The sequence below is a fragment of the Vibrio sp. 14N.309.X.WAT.E.F5 genome, assembly GCF_030397615.1.
Lineage (GTDB): Bacteria > Pseudomonadota > Gammaproteobacteria > Enterobacterales > Vibrionaceae > Vibrio > Vibrio lentus.
Genome location: NZ_JAPNXR010000004.1, coordinates 168,666 through 191,824, shown reverse-complemented (window position 1 = coordinate 191,824; position 23,159 = coordinate 168,666). Strand labels below are relative to the sequence as shown.

The window sequence follows — 23,159 nt, the reverse complement described above, 5'->3', positions numbered from 1 at the left end:
AAGTCATGATGAGTGAAGTTTACAAGTTGTATGAAGAGGCAAAGAAGCTGTTTAAGCAACGAGAATATGAATTGGGTCTTCAGCTTGATAAAGATAGAGCCAGAATAGCTGACCGAGAGAAATTTACGGAGCTATGTCAGTCTATTGGCTTAAATCGAGCACAGGGTTACAAGCTTGCACTCAAAGCTCGCTATGGAAAAAAGTACCCAGAAACAATACGTATGACACACCAAGAGTTTGATCAATGGCGTAAGGGGAAAGAAAAGCTATAGGTTTCCAATCACTATTCCTAAAATTCGGAATCCGAATTACTTATTTGACGGTGTTACACCTGACTCTTCTCTGAATTCGGAATCCGAATTACGCATTTAACAGTGTTGCATCTGACTCTTCTCAGAGTTCGGAATCCGAATTTCTCATTGAACGGTGCTGAATCTGACTCTTCCCAGAATTCGGAACCCGAATTACTCATTTGACGGTGCTGCATCTGACTCTTCTCCGAATTCGGAATCCGAATTTCTACCGCGCTTCGCTTGGTCAAATCTTAGATAAGTAAGGCAAAAACCGCCTTACTTACAAAGATTTTTCAGTTTGTTTATATCTAATTTTCACTTCGCCTTTTTAAAATATTGATATGTAAGGTTAAAGTCTCTTTTCCTCTGTTTCTGATACTCAAAGTAATACTAAAGTGCTTGCGCAAATAGCCTCGTTGGATTTTTTTTCTTCACACTAGTTGTGTCATCTAAAGAGAGCAAAGGAGATTTTATGACACACAATCGAATTATGTCCTTGAAAGAGGTTTCTGAGTCAGTTGGTCGTAACCCAAGAACAATTTGGCGTTGGTGGGCAAAAGACAAGTCATTCCCTAAGCCTATTCAAATCAATGGTCGTTGTCTTGGGTGGAGAGAGTCTGACTTTGTTGAGTGGCTAAACCAACAAGGTGGTCCTGTATGAGCAAAACTGATAAAGGACTGGAGCCCATATTTATTGATTGTAAGCAAGTAGGGGCTCAGACGAAAATCCTGAACACATCTGATAATCTGAAAGTGTTACTGAGCTTTTTAGGTTTTGAACCATTTCTAAATGGCATGACTTTAGAAAATGAAGTAATTGCTAATGGCAAAGTGCTGCCTAATGAAGTCGTGAGAAGCGAATTGATCAGTGCTTCATCTAGGTATGATTACCCAAAAGCAGGAATAGATGATCACTTTCACGTGTTGGCTAAAGAAAATGTTTATCACCCGATAGAAAGGTACTTAGCCAATAAAATGTGGGACGGTACTAGTAGGTTAAATTCCGTCGTTGGTTGTATTCGCTCTAAGCACCCTCAACTTACGAGTATCATATTGAAGCGTTGGCTAGTCGGCTGTATTGCCTCAATATATGAAGACAATTTTAAAAGTAAGCTTGTTCCTGTTCTTCAGGGAGAGCAGTCTTTCGTGAAGACTGCTTTTATAGAACGGATTGCAAAGATAGTACCTTATTCATTTTTGGAAGGGGCTGAGCTTAACCCTGATAACAAAGATAGTGTGTTGTCATGCATTCGATCATGGATTATTGAGCTTGGTGAGTTGGAGCGTTCTACCAAAAATAGCCAAGGAGCTTTGAAGGCTTTTATATCAAAGGAGGTTGATACAGTAAGGCCTCCTTATAGCCGAATTGACGTCAAGAAGCCGAGACAAAGTCATTTTATTGCTACGGTTAACGAGACTGATTTCTTGAAAGATCAAACTGGTAATTCTCGCTATGCCGTTATTGAGCTTACCGAACCAATCTTGATTGATGATGTGAACAAGGTTCTAGGTTGGGAGTACTCAAAGTCAGGTCGTCTTGAGCTCGTGTATCCAGAAAATCTTTGCCAGTTTTGGCTTGAAGTTAAGTATTTATATGAAGCTGGAGAGGCGTGGGTATTATCTAGAGAAGAGCAAGTTAAAGTAGATAAAATCTCAAAGATGTACGTGGACAAAGGTAACTGGTACCAACTTTTAGTTGAGCATATCCATCTTTATGCCAATCGTTCTGCTCATAATTTAGAGTGGTTGGCTCCTAAACAGATCTGTGATTTGATAGCCATCCCTAATAATAATGTTGCTCATGTTGGAAGAGCTTTAAAACTATTAGCTAGGGAAGGGATACTTCAATCCCGTCATCAGAATGGCTATACCAAGTACCTTTTTCCTTTGGTTCATTTGCCTGATCAGTAAAAGAAAAGTTTGTTTTGGATATTTACTTCACTTCCTTCACTCTTAAAGTCTTAGTCCAACCAAAAGATAAAGTGAAGGAAGTGAGGTAGCTCTTCCCCACTTTTTCTTGTCTTTTATTCGTGAGGTAGCTAGGACATTAAGTCCTAACTATAGGTACATGTAGTGTTAAGGTTCTTTCGTCCTTTTCTGAGTTTACGAGCAGACATCGGCTACAAGTGTTTCCCTATGTGGGCAAGTTTAAACTGCTTACGCTCATACTCATCATAGGATTTTAGGCCAAAGTAGATTCGGACAGGGTTTCCTCGACCGTGTGGGATAGGTTGTCCGTTGTCTTTTGTATCAATCTTTAAGTGATACTCACAATTAATGGTTTCATTGCCGGTTGGTAGAACCAAAGGTGGTTTTCTAAACTGAGTAGGGACTTTATTTCGGCCTTGCCGAGAACAATTGAGTTGTTGTCCCAACTGGTTTGTTAAGTTGGAGATAACATTTAAATCTGCTTGATTCTGATTAGCTTCAGATGAGATAAGATGATAGGACTGATTTAAGGTGTTCAAACCGTGTGATAGTAGTTGTTTATAATCTTGATATGTACCAATTTGAATTGTACCTAGTGTACTCAAAAGGTTCGGGTGAAAATCGAGATATTCATAATTCAACGTTGACCATGATAAGAACTCTTGCACGTCAGCGTGATTATCTGCGATAAATTGCGAATTCAGTGAGAGTGTGTTGCTCCATGATGTTGTATGTAGTCCTGGTGAAACGGTTGGCCATCTGAATGTATCATCCAGTATAAATGAATAGTGACGAGGTAGGTTTGCTGTTTGGTGGTTGATTACTGCAATCATTCCTTCAGTATTGTTGTTAGTTACGTAGGGAAGTACTACCTTATTCATTTCTTGGAATGCTAATAGGTAAAGATCCCAATTATCATTAGTGATATCCAGTAGCCTATCGTTTAAAGACGTACCTACGTCCCCATATTCAAAAAAGTCGTTCGGACAATTTATGTCAACATTGGTTGAGCGTTTATAAAGCTCTAACGAGTCTTTGAGTCTGTTGGCTACATTTTCAATGTCATTAAATGTATTTTCGGTAGCTAAACCGTTAATACTATGTTGTGTGACGCTAACTTTGGCTGCGCTAGTCATCGACGTCTCCCCAAATCAGTAACTTCTTCCCCCTTCATTAATGTCTTGAGATCGTATGCTTGTTGGTCAAAAAAGCCTTCTGGCCAAGAAGATAGTTCGCCGTTAATACCAACAGTTATTTCTTCGACGTTGCTTTCGTTGTTAGACACGCCAGAAACATAAAATAATTTAAAGTCATCACCAATATAATCATCATCCAAGCGTGCGCCAACTCGGATTCCATTTAGAAGATGATCACTATGAGTCTCAATAATTACTTGAACCCCAGCTAAGGCTGCTCGTGCAATTAAACGACCTATGTAACTTTGCCCGCGAGGGTGCAAATGGGCTTCAGGGTTCTCTATTATTACAAGCCCACCGGGTTCAGTAAGTAATAGAGAACAAACGATACCTAACGAATAGCTCAATCCGAACCCCATGTTTACTGGGTTAGTTTTGCCTGACCCATAAGCTTGAAATTGAGCGTGACTGATTTCAGCATTTTTTACTGTATCAGATTCAAAATTAAACCCAGGAGAGATCTCCGCCATCCAGTTAATGATGTTACGTCGAACTGAACGACCTTCGTCATCTTTCAAGATTCTCTTGTCTCCTGATGCGAGACGCACACTGTTGTTAGTTAAATCTGTCAATATCTCATAAGCATATTCACCCTTAGCTCCTAACCAGTAACGAATAGATTGGTCGTGGCTGTTTTCAAGATATGCTCGTGGTCCAAAGCGTTCGGCTTGTAGGAACTGAAAGCCTTTATCTACAAAATAGTGATGCGATAAATCGGAAGCTTCAGACTCCATACACTTATTGAGTAGATGGTTTTTTAAAGTGGCTTGTTCTGTCAGGTCGTCAAAGCCCCACGAGCATTTATTATTATCAACGTATAAAGCAATATTTAGGCTATTGTCGTCTGTTTCTGCGTGTGTTGAATAGATATCACGAACAGCCCCAAGTTCTACCAAGTTATCATTTAGTAGAACTTCAGAACCAAACTTGCTTTGAAATGGGATTGCTAGGGCTTGGATCGCAGTACTTTTTCCCACTGAATTATTGCCGCAAAATACCGTCAAATGCCCCAGATTGAACTCACGATACTTGTAACATTTAAAGTTTTTTAGTTCTAATTTATTAATCATCATTTTTCCAACCTAGCCAGAGGTTTTATGTCGATAGTACAGCCAGTAGTTTGTGCCAGTATATTTGAGATAGCTTCAAATCTATAGCTAATGGTTACTTTTTTACCTGTTGAGTTAGATAGTGCGTAGTACAGCCCTCTGTCAGAGTTAACATAGGCTGGACTTTTCCATTCAGCATAGTCTCGAGAGTCATTTTTTATTGCGGAATATAAACCATCGATAAATGCAAACTTGTTCTTTTTGATTTGCTCTTTTTGTTCTTTGCTTGCATTTGCAAACAATGTGACTAGAACTTCAAATAGAGGCTTACTGATAGGATCTTTTTTCTGTGCGTTTTTAACCTTTTTAAATGCATCTTTCCCAAATAATTCATGATTAAATTTGAGGCTAGATTCAAATTGAGACGTAAGCGAAATGATAATTGGAGAATATGACTCGTAGTCGATTTGCCCGTTTTCATGCTCGACTTTTTCAAAATCTTGATTATTGACCCAATTCATAGCTTTGGATAGAAAATCATCATATTTAGATACTTTGAATGCTTCGTAACCAAAAATAATAAAAGCAAGAGCACTTAAACATAGTTCTAAGTCTTTCTGCCTTTTGGGGTTAACAGTATTATTTGTCGATGAGATAAACGTCTGACTTGAAGCTAAAAATTTCAAATAAAAGACACTACTACCAAAGTTGATTGCAGAACGAATTTCTTGATCACTTAACTTTACTCCATAAGTATTTATACGATGAAATAGCTCTATGATAAAGCGGTTGACGCTGCCGCTGCTTTTGTCATCTTCTTCCATATCAATAACATATGCAGTTACCTCAAACTCTGTTATGGCTCGAGTGAACTTACGATCGAAGTCGGTAAAGAATTTTCCATTAGCTTCAATGACTGGAGAGTCTTTATCTAGCTTTAATGGGAAATGTCCCATCATGAAGTCTTGGACTGTTGTGATTCGTTGTAATCCGTCAATAACTACCCAGTTGTCATTTTTGCGTTCACCAAAATAAAAAATAGGAAGTGGTAGGCCCATTAAAATGGATTCAATTAGTTTTGACTTCTTATTGTCATCCCAAATTCGATCTTGTCGTTGATAATCTGGCTGTATTTCTATCTCATTGTGCAAAAGCCTTTGGTAAAGAGCGTAGAGACTTGGTGTTTGCCTCCTAATATTTGGCACGATTAACTCGGAACTATCCTCTTCCTCTTCCTCTTCACTGGAAGATTCTGAGTTAGTGTTGTTACCGTCGTCTACACCTGTGACAGAAGATAGGTCAACTAAGTCTGACATGTCAAAATTGGAGTCTTTCGCAAGTTCTGTTGAAGTGTCGTCAACAGATTCAACTTTACTGTCTAATGAGACTGTTGTTGATTGAACTGTATCGTTTATCTTGCCGAGCTCTGATACGATTTCTCTAATTTGGCTATCGACAAGGAACCCTGGTTGCTTAATATGTAGGCTTTGAATTTCTTTACTTAAGTTAATCAGCGCTTTATCGAGTTGCGCTGCTAAAAGGTTTTGGCTGAATGTTTTGTTGGAAGCTAGAGCTTTACGAACTTGTCTCTGTTCTTTCGACGGGAGCTCCTGTATCTCACCTAAAACATGTTGATTGCTATCTCTTAGAACTAGGTGCTTGCGACGCTCATACTTGAAGTATTGAATGTATGGAAGGTTCGCAAAAATTGTTTCTGGTTGGTGTCTACTAGTGAATGATCCTTGAAGAGCTTGCTCTACGTTACAGTAGCCATCTTTATCTAAGCTTTCGAAAATGGCCTCTAGTTCTCGGATGTTTCGTTTTTGTTCTTTATTTGAACCGTCAGATTTGACTATATATCTGCCATTTTCTCTGTCTATAGATAGAAGAGTTATACCATTTGTAGTTGCAGTTATTGCATTCAAGGGGAGGTCGATGAGTTGTTCTATGTCATCGAGCAGATCTTCAAAGTTCATAAGGCACCAAATATATAAGTTATTAGTGCCATATTACCATAGTGATTAAAAGTGTGTCATATGAAGGAGAAAAGGGGGTATGCGGTTTACTTTATTAATCAGAGAGTTTTCAAAAAGTCTTTGATTGTCTTAGCTATAGCTTCGGATAGTAAAAATGGTACACCGTTACCAATAGTTTTAAACATGTTCGATAAGCTCATGCTCTGTGGTAATTCAAACTCTTTCGGTAATGACTGTATGGCAAGAGCTTCCGCAGCGCTTAATCTTCGATCTTGGTAAGGGTGTAAATGTACCTCATTGTTACCATATGCCGCAGTTGCTGAATAACGCCACCTATGTAGCCTTTTAAAGGACTTGCCACTTACATCCCCTTCCGCAATAGTCTGCATTTTGGGAAGGCCGCTCTTTGGCTTGAAATGGTGTTTGGAGTTCGCATGATTATATACGTCATTTTTCCTGAACCAATATTCAATAGTCAATTCCTCTAAGTCATTCGAAAAATTGGGTACAGCTAAAGAACTATTCGGAGCGTATGGTGTTACTGTTGGCCATAAGGATTTGTCTAGAACTATGTCTTTATCAAATCTCAAGTAGGACTGCCATTGGAAATTTTGCATTAATTTTTTGTGTTGGCTACGTTTTACTTTTGAACGTTTAATTCCAAACAACAAAATTCTATCTCGGTCTTGGGGGGTTCCGACCTCGACGCAATTAGTGAGCCTATCAGTCAATAGGTAGCCTGCTTTTACCAACTTCTCTTTCATCTCATCATAAAACAAAGAGTGTTTTTTGTTGCTAAATAAGCCTTTTACGTTTTCTAATAAAAAGAAATCAGGCTTGAACGTAATAATACTATCGACGTAGGACTCGGTAAGCTTACCGTGATCACCTTCGCGGCCTCTGTTTTTTCCTGCTACTGAAAAGTCGGGACACGGAGGACCTCCAATAAATCCAACCAAACCATCTTGTCTTGCGTTAGCTACGTATTGTTTTAACCGCTTTTTGGGTTCACCACTTAGAAACTCTTCAATACTACCTAGGTGGTGTTCATATTGAGGTTCTGGGTGATTCATCACTTTTCGTGAGTATTGGTAGGCATCAAAAAAAGGTTTATGAAATTCATTTACAAACCGGACATCAAAACCTGCTCGCTCGAACCCAAGATCTAAAAAGCCACTTCCTGCAAAAAAAGAAAAGATGATAGGGCTACAGTCTTCAGCATTAGTAGGTTTTAACAAGCTTTGCTCCTTAAACATTTAAACTATTCAACCAGTATCATTATATTGATATGGTTGAAAGGAAGCGGATAATAGCTCAACTGCAATAGCTTGACAAAGCGTTTTCTACATACGTACTTGAGCCAGATAACCTTTGGTCAGCATTATCTTTTTTCACTTCTCTAGCGACTCACCGAAACATCTATATCTTCTTGTGATATTTAGATGATAGAAGCCGAAGAAGTAACCTTAGTCATTTGTGTTAAGCAAAAATTTGCTATCCCAAATGCTGTTTATCTTAGGTTAGTTTGATCTATAAATACAAAGAACAATTATCAAAGTATCGGGTATGCGCTCTCTGGGTATTTAGGTTCGCATATAGGGCCCTGTCACTCTTCAAGAGTGACAGGGCTTACAACGCCCGCCAATACTAAGCTGATAAGCCTTATCTACGAATGCTAATCGAATGACCACGGAGCTATAGACGCTCTCAGCGCCTCCTTTCTTGCTTACTACTACCTTAGATACAATAATCAGGTTGAATCACTTCAATACAGCAGTCGCTGTCAGGATGATTGCAATAAAACCCACTACTTTTAGCGCATTCTAATTTCTAGCCCACTCGGGCTATACAAAGTACTAATTGATAACGGCTTACGGCCAGTTCAGTTGTTCGGGAACCTCTCACGCAGTAGCACCGCTCTATTATCATATCTATTGGATGTGGCACTTTTAACGAATAAAGTGGGAGCAATAACACTAACCCAAAATCGCAATGAACTATGTTGCTGCACTCTGAAATTAGAACAATTGATATAGCTGTATAAAGCCGACCTAGTGTCGGTTTTTTTTGCCTTAACGTTTTATAAGGAAGCAGAACTATGGCTACCAACTTCATGTTCAAAGTCACTCAAGTATTAAAGAGAAACCCCAATGGTTCATACGCGACACAAGCTGAACGCAAAAAGGTTCTAAAGCTTGTAGATCGACACTTGAAAGAGCTCGGCTATAACAAGCTTGAATTACATAACTTAGGTTCAAAACACTTGAACGTGGTGATTGGTATGTGGATGAGTAATGGCCTAAGTACTGGAACCATTAAAAACCGAGTCGCTCACCTTCGTTGGTTACTGGAGAAAATAGGTAAGCCAGGAGTTCTTCCTTCTAGTAATACAAACCTCGGTATCCCTAAGCGTGTGTATGTTACAAACCAAGATAAGTCGATAGAACTAAAGGAAGAGCAATTAAACCTGATCAATAACCCTTACTTACAAGCTTCATTTCGGTTGCAAGTTGCTTTCGGTTTACGAAGGGAGGAGTCAATGAAAATTCGTTTGAAAGAAGCGGATAAAGGGCAGTTCCTAAGATTAGTTCAAACAAAAGGGGCTCGCCCTAGAGATATCCCCATTACGACTCGACAGCAGAGGGAGTTGCTTGATGAGTTGAAATCATGGGTCGGGGCCGGTTCATTAATCCCTCCGGAGTCGCTCTACAGCACGCAGCTTGGACGCTACCAACAAGCTTGTATAAAAATGGGGATAGATAGGGCTCATGGATTGAGGCATGCGTATGCGCAAAAACGCTATCTTGAGCTGGTCGGTTTTCCATGTCCTGCTAAAGGTGGTCCAAAGAGGGGGGAGTTACCGAGTAAGTTATATGAACGAGTAAAAGAAATAAGGACACAAATTAGCGAAGAATTAGGCCATGGGAGAGAAGAGGTTACAGCAGTCTATTTGGGACGTTAGGGTGAAATTCTTATGCTTGTGATGCGAACACAGTATTCCATAATTTAATTAGATAGTTAGTACGCAGTAAGTTGAGGTTTTAAGTTATGTGCTAACTGCACCCATAACTACACCCATAATCTATAGATGTAAAAAAGGCGTAGTAAGTACTAACCTTCTACGCCTTTCTAAATTTGGTGGCCCCTCCCAGATTTGAACTGGGGACCGAACGATTATGAGTCGTGCGCTCTAACCACTGAGCTAAGGGGCCGTAGGGCATAGATTATAGGGGAACCATTCAGTGGTGTCTAGACACTATAAGGGGCAATTCCGCTTACATCTTAGCCACTTAAATCATGCAGGCACAAAAAAGGTGAGCCAACGCTCACCTTTTCTATTTTATGCTTAAAAGCTAACCACACTAAAGCGTGTAATTACTCGTCTAGGAAGCTACGCAGAGTTTCTGAGCGGCTTGGATGACGAAGTTTACGCAGTGCTTTTGCTTCGATCTGACGGATACGCTCACGAGTAACGTCGAACTGTTTACCAACCTCTTCAAGAGTGTGGTCAGTGTTCATGTCGATACCGAAACGCATACGCAGTACTTTCGCTTCACGAGGTGTTAGGCCTGCAAGAACGTCTTTAGTTGCGCCGCGTAGGCTTGTTGCCGTTGCAGAGTCTAAAGGCAGTTCTAGCGTTGTATCCTCGATGAAATCACCTAGGTGCGAATCTTCGTCGTCACCGATTGGTGTCTCCATTGAGATTGGCTCTTTAGCAATTTTCAGTACTTTACGGATCTTGTCTTCAGGCATTTGCATGCGCTCAGCCAGTTCTTCCGGAAGTGGTTCACGACCCATCTCTTGTAGCATTTGACGAGAGATGCGGTTTAGTTTGTTGATCGTTTCGATCATGTGAACCGGAATACGGATAGTACGAGCTTGGTCGGCAATCGAACGAGTGATTGCTTGACGGATCCACCAAGTAGCGTAAGTAGAGAATTTGTAACCACGACGGTATTCAAACTTATCTACGGCTTTCATCAGACCGATGTTACCTTCTTGGATTAGATCCAAGAACTGTAGACCACGGTTTGTGTACTTTTTAGCAATCGAGATTACTAGACGTAAGTTCGCTTCAACCATCTCTTTCTTCGCACGACGAGCTTTCGCTTCACCGATAGACATACGACGGCTGATATCTTTAATGCTTTGAACAGTAAGAGACGTCTCTTTCTCGATCATATCCAGTTTTTGGATTGAGCGACGAATATCGTTCTCGTTACGTTTGATCTTTTCTGCGTATGGCTTGTCTGAAGCTAATACTTCGTCCAACCATGCTTCGCTAGATTCATTACCCGTAAATAGAGCAATGAAAGATTTCTTCGGCATTTTGCCGTACTCAACCGTTTGACGCATGATTAGGCGTTCTTGAGTACGTACGCGATCCATTGAAGTACGCAGTTCGTTTACTAGGTAATCAAACTGTTTTGGCGTTAGACGGAACTCTTTGAATACGTCTTGCATCATTGTCGTTGCAAGTGTTGCTTTCGGGCTTTCGTGGCCGTATTCATTGATTGCTAGTTGACGGTTTTGGTAGCTAGTGCGAAGTGCTGTGAACTTCTCAAGAGCAAGCTCAGGATCAATACCTGTATCTTCCTCTTCTTCTTCCTCGTCGTCTTCTGCTTCTTCTTTGTCTTCGTCTTCTAGATCTGTTTTAGCAAGTTCTGAACCGATGTGAGTCGCCGTTGGCGCAGCTGTGCCATCGTCGTCTGGGTCAACAAAGCCATTGATTAGGTCCGTTAAGCGAATCTCTTCAGCTAGTACGCGGTCGAACTGTTCCAAGATGTATGGAATTGTTCCTGGGTATTCAGCAACAGATAGTTGAACGGTATTGATACCATCTTCAATGCGCTTCGCAATGTCGATCTCGCCTTCACGAGTCAGTAGCTCAACCGTACCCATTTCACGCATGTACATGCGAACTGGGTCAGTCGTACGGCCAATCTCGCTTTCTACGCTTGAAAGCGCAGCAGCAGCAGCTTCAGCTGCATCTTCATCTATATTGGCATCGTCATCATTAAGAGCTAGATCATCAGCGTCAGGTGCAGTTTCTACTACCTTGATACCCATGTCGTTGATCATTTGAATGATGTCTTCTACCTGTTCAGAATCCACGATTTCTGCAGGTAGGTGGTCGTTTACTTCGGCGTAGGTCAGATAGCCTTGTTCCTTGCCTTTAATAACAAGTAATTTAAGCTGTGACTGCGGATTTTGATCCATAGATGATATCCAACTTCAGGTCTGGTGAAGGACGTTGCATTCTCAAATGCAAACCAATTATGTTAACAAATTTATTAAATGCTGACTAATCAAACAGGGTTACGCTTTTAGATCTAGCATTAAAGCTAGTAGCTCCCTTTTTTCTTCGGCTGATAAACCGACGCTTCTTGCTTTGGCCTGCAGGTTTTCAATTTGTTTTTCAACGCACTGGGCAAGGATGTTGTCCAGTGAGTCTAAAAATATGTCTTCTTGATTGTCTTCGTCGAGGGGGATTTCCCAGCTCGCGAGACGAGACAGAAGAGCCTCATGTTTATTGTGTCGCCAATGCTCTAATAATTGGCCTGTGTTGATATGGGGATGCGCGTGGCATTTATCAAGTACTTCGACGAATAAACTTAGTCCAGGCAACTGTAAGCCTTTGACACTTGATAAATCCGGTACCATATCAGCATAGCTCGGATTTTGGATAAGCAAAGCGATAACTTCTCGCATTGGCGTGCGTTTCAGTTCTTTATGCGGTTGAGGTGTCGGGTTCTTAGTATGAACACGAGCTCGTCTCAGTTGGTTATCAAAACCAGTACGCTCATCCAATAATTTTTCGAGCAGTTCTTGGAAATAACTGTCAGGGATTTTGTTAATCAAGGCGCTTGCGTGTGCTCGCAGTGCCGACTTCCCTTCCGTTGTTCCCAAGTTCAACTTGTGTATCTCAATAAGATTATCGAACAAGTAAGTAGAAAGCGGTGTCGCATTCTGTACCAGTCGTTCGAAGGCTTCTTGGCCATTCTCTCTTATATAGCTATCTGGGTCTTCGCCGTCGGGTAAAAATAGAAACTTGAGCGTGTTACCTGTTTTCAGGTATTCAAGCGCATTTTCGAGTGCGCGCCACGCTGCTTCTTTACCTGCTCGGTCACCGTCGTAACAACAAACCACTGTGCTGGTTTGGCGGAACAACATTTGAACGTGGTCACCGGTTGTCGAGGTGCCCAATGATGCCACGGAGTAATCAACACCATATTGCGCTAATGCCACGACATCCATGTAACCTTCAACCACAAGTATTTGCGGCGGTTCACGGTAGGCTTGCAGCACTTCATAAAGGCCGTAAAGCTCTTTACCTTTATGGAAGATAGGCGTTTCTGGTGAGTTTAGGTATTTCGGTGTTCCGTCTTCTAAGACTCGACCACCAAAACCAATCACTCGACCACGACGATCGCGAATCGGGAACATGACACGTCCACGGAATCGGTCGTATCGGTTACCTTTATCGTTTTCTATCAACATGCCGCCAGTAACGAGCATGTCTTGGGCTTCTTTTTGTTGCCCAAAATTCTTACGAACCAAGTCCCATTCATCAGCGACGTAACCAATGCCAAACTTCTGTACGATTTCACCAGACAGTCCACGATTCTTTAGGTAATCAATCGCAGGCTTGTTAGCTGATATTTTCAGTTGAGAGCGGTAAAAATTACTGATGCCGCCCATCAAATCGTAGAGGTTACGTTTTTGTTCGCTGTTGGCTCTTGGTGCTGTGGATATTTCACCACTGCGCTGTTCTCTAGGAACATCAAGGCCTAAAAATGAGGCAAGTTCTTCAATCGCTTCAACAAAGTCGAGACGTTCGAACTCCATAATGAAGTCGATGGCATTGCCATGCACGCCACAACCAAAGCAGTGATAAAACTGTTTTTCTTGGCTTACGCTAAAAGAAGGGGTCTTCTCGTTGTGAAATGGACAACAAGCACCATAGTTTTTGCCTTTTTTCTTAAGTTTCACGCGTGCGTCCACAATATCGACAATGTCGAGACGCGCTAGGAGATCATCGATGAAACTACGCGGGATGTGTCCTGCCATAAAACCTTAGAAAAATGCACTAACTGAGAGTGTGGATAATAATAGTTTGAATAGGTTACAGATACAAACAAGCCGTGCGTTCCGAAGGATTGCACGGCTTGTTGCAATTTGATTTGGGATTAAGCGAGTTTAGAACGAACTAAACCACTAACTTTTCCCATATCTGCACGCCCTTGAATTTGTGGTTTCAAGATAGCCATTACTTTACCCATGTCTTGCATGCCCGCTGGTTGAGCTTCCGCGATTGCGCTATCAAGTAGTGCAACAACTTCTTCTTCAGTTAACGGTTGAGGCATAAAGCCTTCAAGTACAGTAATTTCTGCTTTTTCCACGTCAGCAAGATCTTGACGATTTGCTGATTCATATTGAGCAACAGAATCGCGACGTTGCTTAACCATTTTAACTAATATAGCAATTATGTCGTCGTCGTTCAGAGTGATCCGTTCGTCAACTTCACGTTGCTTAATTGCTGAAAGAGCTAAGCGGATAGTGCCAAGGCGCGGTTTGTCCTTGGCTTTCATCGCTAATTTTTGCTCTTCTTTGAGTTGTTCAATAAGAGCCATAACTCAGTCCTTATGGATTAAGTTATTAGTACAGGCGAACGCGACGTGCGTTTTCGCGAGCTAGCTTCTTAGCGTGACGCTTTTGAGCTGCTGCTTTAGCGCGTTTGCGAACTGTAGTTGGCTTTTCGTAATGCTCACGACGACGCACTTCAGAAAGGATACCTGCTTTTTCACAAGAGCGCTTGAAACGACGTAGTGCAACGTCGAACGGTTCGTTTTCACGTACTTTAACTATTGGCATATGCCTTTCACCTCAGGGGTTATTCATTATCGCTGGTCACTCAGTACCAAATCAGAGAAGTTACCCATCGAGCTAACTCTCTATTCGCGTTTGGCCATTAACCAGCTTGATCAAAAATGGTGCGGAATTTTAATCCGATCACAGTGGCTTTGTAAAGCACTTTGTCGATTATAGTCTGTACAATATTTGTTTGAAGAGCTTAGGCAGGGTAATATTGCGCTAATTTCCCATTTTAGATGAAAGCGTGCCGAGAAAATTATGCGCATTATTGGTATTGAAACCTCTTGTGATGAGACAGGAATTGCGATTTATGATGATGAGCAAGGCCTGCTTTCTCATCAATTATACAGCCAAGTTAAGCTGCACGCCGATTATGGTGGTGTGGTTCCTGAGTTGGCATCGCGTGACCACGTAAAAAAGACCATTCCACTGATTAAAGCGGCATTGGCTGAAGCGAATCTAACGTCAAAAGACATCGATGGTGTGGCTTACACTGCAGGACCCGGCTTAGTCGGCGCTCTGCTGGTTGGTGCAACCATTGGTCGCAGTATCGCTTATGCTTGGGGTGTACCAGCTGTACCGGTTCACCACATGGAAGGTCACCTTCTTGCTCCTATGCTAGAAGATAACCCGCCACCATTCCCATTTGTTGCTCTGCTGGTTTCTGGCGGACATACCATGATGGTAGAAGTGAAAGGCATCGGTGAGTATCGAATCCTTGGTGAGTCGATTGATGATGCTGCCGGCGAAGCGTTTGATAAAACCGCGAAGTTGATGGGTTTAGATTACCCAGGAGGTCCATTGCTGTCTCGTTTGGCAGAAAAAGGTACTCCGGGTCGTTTTAAGTTCCCGCGTCCAATGACTGACCGTCCAGGACTCGACATGAGCTTTTCTGGTCTAAAAACATTTGCAGCGAACACCATTCGTGCGAATGACAACGACGATCAGACACGAGCTGATATCGCTTACGCTTTCCAAGAAGCCGTTTGTGCGACCTTGGTAATTAAATGTAAGCGTGCCTTGGCGGAAACCGGCATGAAACGTATAGTGATTGCTGGTGGCGTAAGTGCCAACAAACAGCTACGTATTGAGCTTGAAGCGCTAGCGAAGAAAATCGGTGGCGAGGTTTACTACCCACGAACTGAGTTCTGTACTGATAACGGTGCGATGATTGCTTACGCTGGTATGCAACGCCTTAAAAATGGTGAAACGGCTGATTTGTCTGTTCATGCTACGCCGCGTTGGCCAATTGACCAACTAGAACCAATTGCTTAATCATAACCAATCGCCAAATAAACCATAGTATTTCGATAAACGGTCGCCTTGTGCGGCCGTTTTTATATCCTAGCTTACCGACTATATGTCGATAAATAATTGCTGATAGAGATTAGGGAAGAAAATGAATAAGTTCACTGTAGACAACCAATCGATGACGTACCTAGATGAAGGTCAAGGCCCGGTTGTTGTATTTGGTCACAGCTATCTTTGGGATAGTGCAATGTGGCAGCCACAGATCGAGGCTCTAAAAGCTCACTATCGCTGCATCGTTCCAGAGCTTTGGTCTCATGGTGAGTCACAAGCTGCACCGAACTCGATGCGTAACCTGAAAGATTACGCTCAACACATTTTGGATCTCCTTGATCATTTAGAAATCGAAGAGTTTTCCGTTGTCGGCCTATCGGTTGGCGGTATGTGGGGAACTGAGTTAGCGGAGTTAGCACCTGCTCGAATCAAGTCTTTGGTACTTATGGATACCTTTGTTGGCTTAGAGCCAGAAGTTGCTCATGCTAAATACTTCTGCATGTTAGACACCATTACTCAAACCAAAATGGTTCCTCAACCGATTGTTGAAGCCGTAGTTCCACTGTTCTTTGCTAATGATGCTCAAACAAACTCACCAGCTTTGGTTGAGAGCTTTACTCAGCATTTGTCTGAACTTCAAGGTGATAAAGCGGAAGAAGTCGCGCGAATCGGTCGAATGGTCTTTGGGCGTCGTGACATGATTGAAGTGGTAGAGAACTTTGCACTGCCAGTTTTGATTGCGGTTGGACAAGAAGATAAGCCACGTCCGGCACTGGAGTCATACCTAATGCACGATTGCATTACGGGCAGTGAGTTAGTGGTCATTCCTGGTGCTGGTCATATTAGCTCGCTAGAGCAACCAGAGTTTGTTAACTCTATGCTGAAGGCGTTTTTAGATAAACACCTGCTGTAAGCACTGAAAGAACGAATAGTATTGACTGAATTAGAGTTGTGTCGGTTTAAACGTATCTCGGTTTAAAAATAGTTCGGCTTAGACATGAAAGTTTAAGCCGATTTTTTTTGCCCGAGTTTTGGTTCGCTGCCATCGAGAAGGCGGCGGATATTCTGATGGTGACGCAACACAATCAAGCAACACAGCATCGCTACTGGCAGTGTGTATTGAGGTTTGACTAACCAAGCGTAGAAAGGTGCGAGCAACACAGTAACCAGTGCCGCTAAAGAAGAGTAACGAAACAAAAATGCCACAACCAACCAAGTCGCCATGATCATTCCCGTTAGATCGAATCCAATTGGGGCGATGGCTCCGAGTGCCGTTGCGACGCCTTTACCACCTTTAAAGTGGAAGAATATTGGGTACATATGACCAAGACACGCCGCTATCGCGACAACACCTAAAATGATCGAGTCGATATTAAGGTAGTAGCCAAGCCATACTGGAATGGTACCTTTAAGCATGTCACACAAAAGGACGGCAGCAGCTGCGCCTTTACCGCCAACACGCAGAACATTGGTTGCTCCAGGGTTGTTAGAACCTACCGTTCGGGGATCAGGGAGTCTTAAAACTCGGCATATCAAGACCGCACTCGAGATTGAACCTAGCAAATAGGCAGCAATGATCATGATGAGAGCCAAAGGGGTCATGTCTGTCCTTAACGGTTATAAGCCTAACGATGGGAAAATAATGCTCAATCCCAGAGTAATTGATATCATATCCGGAATTACGCAAATAATACGTTTTTTTCCCCAATATGGGTATCCGACCTCTAAAAGGACAAGTCATGGCACTGGATAAAGTTTTCATTGAACAGCTAGAAGTAATTACAACGATCGGTGTTTACGATTGGGAACAAGAGATCAAACAAAAACTTGTGCTTGATATTGAAATGGCTCATGACAATCGCCCTGCGGGTAAGAGTGACGATGTGGTTGATGCTTTGGACTACTCGACGGTTAGTACTGCTGTGCTGGATCATATTGCTAATGGCCGATTCCTATTGGTTGAGCGTGTGGCAGAAGAAGTTGCTGAACTAATCATGACTCAGTTCTCAGTGCCTTGGATTAAAATCCGTTTAGCGAAGCCTGGCGCAGTGCCACAAGCAAAAGCAGTCGGTGTGATCATCGAACGAGGTCAAGCATGACAATAGCCTATGTTGGTGTTGGCACGAACATAGACCGCGACAAGCATGCAAGGGTGGCATGGACAGAACTTCAATCGTTAGGGACTGACCTTAAATGCTCTAAGATCTATCATTGTGAGCCTGTAGGTTTTGAAAGCCATTCGTTTTATAACTTTGTGATAGAGCTCGACACATCACTCTCATTGACTGAATTTTCACAGCAACTTCGTAAAATTGAGTTTAAATGGGGTCGCTCTCAAGATGCTCATAAACTTCAAGATCGAAAGCTCGATCTTGATATTGTGCTGTTTGGAGACGTGGTTTCTGAAAGCGAACCAGAATTACCACGCAGTGATATCTATAAATATCCTTTTGTAACACAACCACTTTATGATCTCTGTCCTGCGAGAGTGATCCCGCAAGATGGAAGAACCGTCAGTGAAATATGGCAGAAGATGCAGCAATTAGACTCGCTCTCTGTCGTAGATATAAAACTATAATTTTTAAGGTAAGTAATGAGTTATTTTGAAGCGTTTATGTTGGCGTTGGTGCAAGGCTTTACTGAGTTTTTACCTATTTCCAGTTCTGCACATTTAATCCTTCCTTCTGCTGTATTAGGTTGGGAAGATCAAGGCTTGGCCTTTGATGTGGCGGTCCACGTTGGTACTCTGGCCGCAGTAGTTATCTATTTCCGCAAAGAAGTGGTCTCTCTTTTGAGCGCATTCTTTGGTTCCGTGTTTAAGGGTGATCGCAGTAAAGAAGCGAAGCTCGCGTGGATGATCATTCTCGCGACGATTCCAGCGTGTATCTTTGGTTTGTTGATGAAAGATATTGTTGAGCTTTATTTGCGCAGTGCATGGGTAATTGCTACGACAACGATTATTTTTGGTCTGTTGCTATGGTGGGTGGATAAGAACTCAAGCTTGCGTGATGACGAATACCAAGCGGGTTGGAAAAAGGCGCTGTTTATTGGTCTTGCTCAAGCAATGGCGATCATCCCTGGCACGTCTCGTTCTGGCGCAACCATTACCGCAGCGCTTTACCTAGGTTTCACGCGTGAAGCGGCGGCTCGATTCTCTTTCTTGATGTCTATTCCTATCATCACTTTGGCTGGTGGATACTTAGGCCTGAAGTTAGTGACCAGTGGTGACCCTATTCATGTTGGCACCTTACTAACGGGTATTGTGGTTTCTTTCATCAGTGCTTATATCTGTATTCACTTCTTCTTGAAGCTTATCTCACGTATGGGTATGACACCGTTCGTTATCTACCGCTTGATTCTAGGTTTTGGTCTGTTTGCTTTCTTGATGATGCAGTAAAAAGCGCTTATGCAGCACCCTACAAGTTGAAACGAAAAACCCGCTTAATCGCGGGTTTTTTAATGTGTGTTTACTAGTGCAATGAAGATTAACTATTAGAGAGTTCTGATAACGCGCGCTCAATCGCAGCAGCTCTGCGTTTCTCTTGTTCTTCTCGAATGTCTTTACCTTGAAAACCATCAGCAATAATCGATTTAACTTCGACTTCAAGCGCTGCTTGGTAAGCGACTTCAAAACGTGCTTTTTGAGGATAAGGCTGATCTTCTAATCCTTTACGGCCAGCATGATCGGCTTGGCAGCAAAGCAGTATATCGTCGAGTCTATCTGGCTTACGCCAAACATCGAACTTGTTGAGAACCTTGAGAAAGGTGGTTGGCTTTAACTCGCCTGCACGATGGATATTAGAATGCTGCTCGCACACTAATAACGCGAGGTCTCTGAATTCATTGGGCACTCTGACTCTTTCAGACAGCTTCTTAATGATTTTTAAGCCTGTATGGCAATGCATCTTGTGGCTTGGCCACTCACTTTCTGGCGTGACGCCTTTACCTAAGTCATGTACTTGAGCTGCAAAACGCACTGGTAATGATGAGCTTAATAGCGCAGCTTGCTGAGCAACCATCAGAGTGTGAATGCCCGTGTCGATTTCAGGGTGCCATTTTTCAGGTTGAGGCACACCAAACAGAGCGTCAATTTCAGGCAACACAACAGCCAATGCACCGCATTCTTTCAGTACAGAAAGGAACACTTCAGGGTGCGGAGTACTAAGAGATTTATGCCATTCCTGCCAAACTCGTTCAGCAGTGAGGTGTGCCAGTTCTCCAGATTGCACTATCTCACTCATCATCACCATGGTTTCAGGTGCAACCGTGAAGTGAAGGTGGTGAAGCTTGGCGGCGAAGCGAGCCACACGCAGCACACGAAGAGGATCTTCAACAAAAGCGTCCGAGACGTGTCTTAGAATACGATTAGAGAGATCTTTTTGGCCATGGTAAGGATCGTAAAGTTGGCCTTTGTCATCTTGGGCGATTGCGTTGATCGTGAGATCTCGGCGCATCAGATCTTCTTCCAAACTGACGTCCGGTGCAAAGTAACATTCGAAACCTGTATAACCCGAACCTGACTTTCTTTCGGTGCGAGCCAGTGCATGCTCTTCTTTGGTTTTTGGGTGTAAGAATACAGGGAAATCTTTTCCGACAGCAGTAAAGCCAAGGCTTTCCATCTCTTGAGGGGTACTTCCTACCACGACCCAATCTCTATCATAACTATCAATATTGAGCAGCTTATCGCGTACCGCTCCACCGACTAGATAGCGCTGTAGCCCATTGTCTTTTGGTAGGCTATCGTATATTTGCAACTTATCACCTCGAAATGTTTTATCACTGCTGGACTTTACTGCGAGCAATGGTACTTTCCATTAATCGTAATTATAGGGCAGCACATGTATAAGGAATATTTTGGCTTCGTTGAGATGCCATTTTCGATTGTACCAAATTCTCGCTATTTGTTTCTGAGTCAGCGTCACCAAGAAGCGATGCAGAACCTACAAGCCGGTTTAGGCGAGGGTGGGGGCTTTGCGATGCTTACTGGTGAAGTAGGTACAGGAAAAACAACGGTCGCCAAAGCGATGTTGTCATCACTCGATAATCAGACTCAAGCTGGCCTTATACTCAACCCTACGTTTTCCAATACGGATTTACTAGAAGCTATTTGTGATGAGTTTGAGGTGGAATACCCTGAACAAGCATCGCTCAAACAGCTCAGCCAAGCGATTCATTATTTTTTGTTGGATAGCCATGCAGAAGGTATTCAAACCTTATTGGTGATCGATGAGGCACAACACCTTGCTGCTGACGTATTGGAGCAGCTACGCCTTCTAACCAATCTAGAAACAGACAGTCGTAAGTTGTTAAAGGTGCTGTTGGTTGGTCAGCCGGAATTACAACAGCATCTACAAACAACACAATTGCGCCAGCTAGCGCAGCGCATTACAGGTCGTTATCACTTACTGCCTCTTAATACTGAAGAGACTGGCAAGTACATCGCGTTTCGCTTGGAAACGGCGGGTGGCGAGCAGATGTTGTTTTCGAATCGTTCTATCAAGCTGATTGCCCAATATACTCATGGTATTCCGAGACTTATCAATTTGGTGTGCGATAAGGCTCTACAGCTCGCTTTTCATGATGGTGAGCAAGTGCCCTCCAATGAAACGGTTAACCGAGCTTGCCAGCAGATCATGGCCTTTCAGGCTGATGTCTATCATGTTGAAAAACAGCACGCAGTTACCGTGGCACCAAAGCTACTCAAATATGCTGGTTTAGCGACGTTAAGCATTGGCTTAGCCTTTACTACTTTTAACTTCGCCCCGTCCTATATAGATTCATGGTTATCGGCTAACACTTCAAGCGAAGCTAAAACCGAAGTACTGGCGCATACACAGCGCTCATTGGTGGCAGATACGGCTAAGTTAGCGGCAGAGCCGAAGCCTTCAAAGTTTGCATTACCACAAGATATTCAACAGCATTTAATGCAAGGGACTAACCGTTCTCTTGCGATTAAAGATCTCTACACCCTTTGGGGGTATCAGTCCTCCTTGCGTGATGGTTTGTGTTTAAGTGAACCTCAAAGCGTGTTCGTGTGTGAGCAACAACAGGCCAACCTAACGGATTTGTTGGAGCTTGGGATGCCTGTGGTTCTTAATCTTGAACTCGATCAAGAGCCTGTATTCGCCGTGCTTTATGGGGAGTCTGACGACTCGGTTGAGCTCCTCATTAACGAGAAATTGTTGGTAATGCCTAAGCGCTCGTTAGAACAAGTGTGGCAAGGCGATTATGTTGCGATTTGGAAACAACCACTGAGAGAAACCCTAAAAGAGGGCTATCAAGGCGAAGCCGTAACATTATTGGATTTACTGTTGTCTGAAGTGTTAGGTGAAGTCGTTTCAGGAAATGATGTGTTTGATAATGAATTAAAAATGAAAGTTGAAGCCTTTCAAACTTGGCAGGGGATGTCTGTGGACGGTATTGCGGGCAAACGTACATTGGCAAGATTGCAAAGGTTGGCTCAACTAGATTCACCTAAGTTGATGTCACTCGATGGAGGAGCCAGCTAATGTCGCGCATTATGCAAGAGCTCAAACAATCCGAGCTTAGAGGCTACCAAAGCCATCATGTCCCAAATTCTGCTGTGGCGATCAGTAAAAAGAAAGGTTCATCGCTCGCTATGGGTCTTCTTTTACTATTAGTCCCTTCTTTGTTAGTCGGTGGTACGCTGGCTTATCAGTCTTATACTTCCTCTGCTCAAGCGCTCAGCCAGTCGACGGAGACAATGCCTCTTAAGTCTGAAGATAAAGCGACCGCTTCAAAGGCGCCAGTAACGAATGAAACAGTGGCAGTTACGCAAGATGAGTCGCCATTTTTGATTCGTACAGCACCCCCACATAACGAATTAAAAGTATTGCCGCGCAAAGAGGTGTACGCCCAAGTGAATATCAGCAATGCCGCTGATATGAATGACTCGAACGTCATGTTTGCACGAGCTGATGTTTCTGAGCCAAATCCAGAGTTTAATTCTGAGCCAAGCACTGAGAGCTTCGAACCTTCATCGCCACAGTCAAGCTCACCTGAGCGCAGTAATGAGTTGCAATCGGACAGTGATTTACTGCAAGGGCTAGACCTCAGTGAGTTACCACCTGATTTAGCATTGAAGCTTGAATCTCTTATGGGTGACCAACAAAGCGCACCTGAGCCAATGGATTCTAGACCAGCTGAAAGCATGGAATCTCCGGTCATCGAGTTAGAGTCTCATGGCAGTAGTTTGTCAGGGGTACTGCCAAAGCTAGATTTACAAACTCATATGTACTCAAGTAGTGAAACGAAACGTTGGGTCAAAGTGAACGGTCATGAGGTGGCGCAAGGAGATTGGATTGGACAAGACATTCAGTTGTTAGAGATTAAACCACAATCGGTGATCATTGAGTTTAATCATCAGAAGATAGAAATCCCGGCTCTATACGAGTGGAAAGGCTAGTTAATAGGGATTAGCGCAGTGACTTGAAGATAAAACCAAGACAAATAAAAAGGAGCACCTCGGTGCTCCTTTTTGATATTCGATACTGAATTTATTCTGTTTAGCGCAAGATA

21 protein-coding genes and 1 tRNA gene are annotated in these 23,159 nt (G+C 42.8%); 11 read left to right on the top strand and 11 right to left on the bottom strand.

The window, feature by feature from the left end; translation table 11 throughout:
• The first annotated feature begins 5 nt into the window (after positions 1 to 5).
• From OW495_RS07110 to OW495_RS07100, 3 genes are all read left to right on the top strand, one after another.
• Positions 6 to 272 carry a hypothetical protein gene (locus OW495_RS07110; RefSeq protein ID WP_289885763.1) on the top strand — a complete coding sequence of 89 codons (267 nt, stop codon included), beginning with the start codon at positions 6 to 8 and terminating at the stop codon, positions 270 to 272.
• A 493-nt stretch (positions 273 to 765) separates the two neighbouring features.
• The gene (locus OW495_RS07105) at positions 766 to 954 is read left to right on the top strand and encodes an AlpA family phage regulatory protein (protein ID WP_061033557.1); all 189 of its coding nucleotides are present in this window, start codon (positions 766 to 768) and stop codon (positions 952 to 954) included.
• Positions 951 to 2,204 (top strand): VapE domain-containing protein, encoded by a 1,254-nt coding sequence (locus OW495_RS07100; RefSeq protein WP_289885761.1) that lies wholly within the window; start codon positions 951 to 953, stop codon positions 2,202 to 2,204. The genes OW495_RS07105 and OW495_RS07100 overlap by 4 nt, the downstream gene beginning before the upstream one ends.
• Positions 2,205 to 2,413: 209 nt before the next feature.
• Here OW495_RS07100 and OW495_RS07095 read toward each other — a convergent pair whose 3' ends face one another.
• From OW495_RS07095 to OW495_RS07080, 4 genes are all read right to left on the bottom strand, one after another.
• On the bottom strand, positions 2,414 to 3,358 hold the full coding sequence (locus tag OW495_RS07095) for a hypothetical protein (RefSeq protein WP_061033559.1): 945 nt from the start codon (positions 3,356 to 3,358) through the stop codon (positions 2,414 to 2,416).
• The gene (locus OW495_RS07090; RefSeq protein WP_244268260.1) at positions 3,355 to 4,491 is read right to left on the bottom strand and encodes a DUF3696 domain-containing protein; all 1,137 of its coding nucleotides are present in this window, start codon (positions 4,489 to 4,491) and stop codon (positions 3,355 to 3,357) included. Before OW495_RS07090 ends, OW495_RS07095 begins: the two co-directional genes overlap by 4 nt.
• Positions 4,488 to 6,443 (bottom strand): DUF262 domain-containing protein, encoded by a 1,956-nt coding sequence (locus tag OW495_RS07085; protein ID WP_289885757.1) that lies wholly within the window; start codon positions 6,441 to 6,443, stop codon positions 4,488 to 4,490. The genes OW495_RS07090 and OW495_RS07085 overlap by 4 nt, the downstream gene beginning before the upstream one ends.
• A 98-nt stretch (positions 6,444 to 6,541) precedes the next feature.
• Positions 6,542 to 7,681, bottom strand: a complete 1,140-nt coding sequence (locus tag OW495_RS07080; protein WP_244268261.1) for a DNA cytosine methyltransferase — start codon at positions 7,679 to 7,681, stop codon at positions 6,542 to 6,544.
• A gap of 860 nt (positions 7,682 to 8,541) precedes the next feature.
• On the opposite strand from OW495_RS07080, the gene OW495_RS07075 reads away from it, so the two are divergent.
• Positions 8,542 to 9,405, top strand: a complete 864-nt coding sequence (locus tag OW495_RS07075) for a phage integrase N-terminal domain-containing protein (RefSeq protein ID WP_289885750.1) — start codon at positions 8,542 to 8,544, stop codon at positions 9,403 to 9,405.
• 174 nt (positions 9,406 to 9,579) lie between these two features.
• On the opposite strand, the gene OW495_RS07070 is transcribed toward OW495_RS07075, so the two are convergent.
• The 5 genes from OW495_RS07070 to rpsU all read right to left on the bottom strand — a co-directional run bounded on the left by OW495_RS07070 (position 9,580) and on the right by rpsU (position 14,318).
• A tRNA-Ile gene (locus OW495_RS07070) sits at positions 9,580 to 9,655 on the bottom strand.
• 163 nt (positions 9,656 to 9,818) lie between these two features.
• Positions 9,819 to 11,663, bottom strand: coding sequence for an RNA polymerase sigma factor RpoD (rpoD, locus tag OW495_RS07065; RefSeq protein ID WP_017106853.1), 1,845 nt, complete (start codon positions 11,661 to 11,663; stop codon positions 9,819 to 9,821).
• 99 nt (positions 11,664 to 11,762) lie between these two features.
• Complete coding sequence (dnaG, locus tag OW495_RS07060; protein ID WP_102281938.1) at positions 11,763 to 13,514, bottom strand: DNA primase; 1,752 nt, start codon at positions 13,512 to 13,514, stop codon at positions 11,763 to 11,765.
• A gap of 119 nt (positions 13,515 to 13,633) precedes the next feature.
• A complete protein-coding gene (locus OW495_RS07055; RefSeq protein WP_017106852.1) occupies positions 13,634 to 14,077 on the bottom strand; it encodes a GatB/YqeY domain-containing protein in 444 nt (147 codons plus the stop codon).
• A gap of 25 nt (positions 14,078 to 14,102) precedes the next feature.
• The gene (gene rpsU, locus OW495_RS07050) at positions 14,103 to 14,318 is read right to left on the bottom strand and encodes a 30S ribosomal protein S21 (protein WP_004396009.1); all 216 of its coding nucleotides are present in this window, start codon (positions 14,316 to 14,318) and stop codon (positions 14,103 to 14,105) included.
• Between the two features lie 258 nt (positions 14,319 to 14,576).
• Here rpsU and tsaD point away from each other — a divergent pair, with 258 nt between their 5' ends.
• Together tsaD and OW495_RS07040 are read left to right on the top strand one after the other, a co-directional pair.
• Entirely contained in the window at positions 14,577 to 15,593 is a 1,017-nt protein-coding gene (gene tsaD / locus OW495_RS07045; protein ID WP_010434613.1) for a tRNA (adenosine(37)-N6)-threonylcarbamoyltransferase complex transferase subunit TsaD, read from the top strand.
• Positions 15,594 to 15,717: 124 nt separating this feature from the next.
• Positions 15,718 to 16,533, top strand: a complete 816-nt coding sequence (locus OW495_RS07040; protein ID WP_102513991.1) for an alpha/beta hydrolase — start codon at positions 15,718 to 15,720, stop codon at positions 16,531 to 16,533.
• Between the two features lie 92 nt (positions 16,534 to 16,625).
• On the opposite strand, the gene plsY is transcribed toward OW495_RS07040, so the two are convergent.
• The gene (gene plsY / locus OW495_RS07035; RefSeq protein WP_004735970.1) at positions 16,626 to 17,222 is read right to left on the bottom strand and encodes a glycerol-3-phosphate 1-O-acyltransferase PlsY; all 597 of its coding nucleotides are present in this window, start codon (positions 17,220 to 17,222) and stop codon (positions 16,626 to 16,628) included.
• Positions 17,223 to 17,359: 137 nt separating this feature from the next.
• Between plsY and folB the strand changes: the two genes are divergently transcribed.
• Genes folB through OW495_RS07020 form a run of 3 tightly spaced genes read left to right on the top strand, consistent with a single transcriptional unit; the run spans position 17,360 to position 19,017 of the window.
• Positions 17,360 to 17,719 carry a dihydroneopterin aldolase gene (gene folB, locus OW495_RS07030; RefSeq protein ID WP_004735969.1) on the top strand — a complete coding sequence of 120 codons (360 nt, stop codon included), beginning with the start codon at positions 17,360 to 17,362 and terminating at the stop codon, positions 17,717 to 17,719.
• The gene (gene folK / locus OW495_RS07025) at positions 17,716 to 18,198 is read left to right on the top strand and encodes a 2-amino-4-hydroxy-6-hydroxymethyldihydropteridine diphosphokinase (protein WP_017106849.1); all 483 of its coding nucleotides are present in this window, start codon (positions 17,716 to 17,718) and stop codon (positions 18,196 to 18,198) included. The genes folB and folK overlap by 4 nt, the downstream gene beginning before the upstream one ends.
• A 15-nt stretch (positions 18,199 to 18,213) precedes the next feature.
• On the top strand, positions 18,214 to 19,017 hold the full coding sequence (locus OW495_RS07020) for an undecaprenyl-diphosphate phosphatase (RefSeq protein WP_004735967.1): 804 nt from the start codon (positions 18,214 to 18,216) through the stop codon (positions 19,015 to 19,017).
• Positions 19,018 to 19,105: 88 nt separating this feature from the next.
• On the opposite strand, the gene OW495_RS07015 is transcribed toward OW495_RS07020, so the two are convergent.
• A complete protein-coding gene (locus tag OW495_RS07015; protein WP_102513990.1) occupies positions 19,106 to 20,422 on the bottom strand; it encodes a multifunctional CCA addition/repair protein in 1,317 nt (438 codons plus the stop codon).
• A 36-nt stretch (positions 20,423 to 20,458) separates the two neighbouring features.
• Here OW495_RS07015 and OW495_RS07010 point away from each other — a divergent pair, with 36 nt between their 5' ends.
• Together OW495_RS07010 and OW495_RS07005 are read left to right on the top strand one after the other, a co-directional pair.
• Complete coding sequence (locus OW495_RS07010; protein WP_198599799.1) at positions 20,459 to 22,129, top strand: ExeA family protein; 1,671 nt, start codon at positions 20,459 to 20,461, stop codon at positions 22,127 to 22,129.
• Entirely contained in the window at positions 22,129 to 23,046 is a 918-nt protein-coding gene (locus OW495_RS07005; RefSeq protein WP_289885745.1) for a general secretion pathway protein GspB, read from the top strand. Before OW495_RS07010 ends, OW495_RS07005 begins: the two co-directional genes overlap by 1 nt.
• Positions 23,047 to 23,159 lie beyond the last annotated feature (113 nt).

Coding starts and splice junctions, on each gene's coding strand:
- folK (WP_017106849.1), top strand. CDS start 17,716: ATGACAATAGCCTATGTTGGTGTTGGCACGAACATAGACCGCGACAAG.
- OW495_RS07055 (WP_017106852.1), bottom strand. CDS start 14,077: ATGGCTCTTATTGAACAACTCAAAGAAGAGCAAAAATTAGCGATGAAA.
- OW495_RS07110 (WP_289885763.1), top strand. CDS start 6: ATGATGAGTGAAGTTTACAAGTTGTATGAAGAGGCAAAGAAGCTGTTT.
- OW495_RS07020 (WP_004735967.1), top strand. CDS start 18,214: ATGAGTTATTTTGAAGCGTTTATGTTGGCGTTGGTGCAAGGCTTTACT.
- OW495_RS07040 (WP_102513991.1), top strand. CDS start 15,718: ATGAATAAGTTCACTGTAGACAACCAATCGATGACGTACCTAGATGAA.
- dnaG (WP_102281938.1), bottom strand. CDS start 13,514: ATGGCAGGACACATCCCGCGTAGTTTCATCGATGATCTCCTAGCGCGT.
- tsaD (WP_010434613.1), top strand. CDS start 14,577: ATGCGCATTATTGGTATTGAAACCTCTTGTGATGAGACAGGAATTGCG.
- OW495_RS07005 (WP_289885745.1), top strand. CDS start 22,129: ATGTCGCGCATTATGCAAGAGCTCAAACAATCCGAGCTTAGAGGCTAC.
- OW495_RS07010 (WP_198599799.1), top strand. CDS start 20,459: ATGTATAAGGAATATTTTGGCTTCGTTGAGATGCCATTTTCGATTGTA.
- plsY (WP_004735970.1), bottom strand. CDS start 17,222: ATGACCCCTTTGGCTCTCATCATGATCATTGCTGCCTATTTGCTAGGT.
- OW495_RS07105 (WP_061033557.1), top strand. CDS start 766: ATGACACACAATCGAATTATGTCCTTGAAAGAGGTTTCTGAGTCAGTT.
- rpoD (WP_017106853.1), bottom strand. CDS start 11,663: ATGGATCAAAATCCGCAGTCACAGCTTAAATTACTTGTTATTAAAGGC.
- folB (WP_004735969.1), top strand. CDS start 17,360: ATGGCACTGGATAAAGTTTTCATTGAACAGCTAGAAGTAATTACAACG.
- OW495_RS07090 (WP_244268260.1), bottom strand. CDS start 4,491: ATGATGATTAATAAATTAGAACTAAAAAACTTTAAATGTTACAAGTAT.
- OW495_RS07085 (WP_289885757.1), bottom strand. CDS start 6,443: ATGAACTTTGAAGATCTGCTCGATGACATAGAACAACTCATCGACCTC.
- OW495_RS07075 (WP_289885750.1), top strand. CDS start 8,542: ATGGCTACCAACTTCATGTTCAAAGTCACTCAAGTATTAAAGAGAAAC.
- rpsU (WP_004396009.1), bottom strand. CDS start 14,318: ATGCCAATAGTTAAAGTACGTGAAAACGAACCGTTCGACGTTGCACTA.
- OW495_RS07095 (WP_061033559.1), bottom strand. CDS start 3,358: ATGACTAGCGCAGCCAAAGTTAGCGTCACACAACATAGTATTAACGGT.
- OW495_RS07100 (WP_289885761.1), top strand. CDS start 951: ATGAGCAAAACTGATAAAGGACTGGAGCCCATATTTATTGATTGTAAG.